1 protein-coding gene is annotated in these 256 nt (G+C 71.5%); it reads right to left on the bottom strand.

The genetic code is table 11. The features are described 5' to 3' along the window. Positions 1-61: 61 nt before the first annotated feature. The coding region (locus tag ACNEUN_RS06330) for a substrate-binding domain-containing protein (protein WP_463631595.1) at positions 62-256 on the bottom strand (195 nt) is incomplete at its 5' end.

Raw genomic sequence — 256 nt, forward strand, 5'->3', positions numbered from 1 at the left:
GGACAGGGTTCTACTGCAAGCGGCGTGGCCTTGGCAATCACCCGAAGGCGCGACGCTGCGGCTAGGCGCTCTCGCGCGCCACCAGCTCGCAGCCCAGCTCCACGACCCGCGCGACATCCTCGGCACCGGCCTGCAGGGCCGTGACGATGTCCACCGCCGCCCGGCCCATCTCGCGGGCGGGCGGCCTGAGGGTGCTGAGGCTGGGCAGCAGCTTGTCGGCGAAGGCGTAGTCGCCAAAGCCGAAGATGGCCAGGTC

Source organism: Gardnerella sp. C0684A1, assembly GCF_055326835.1.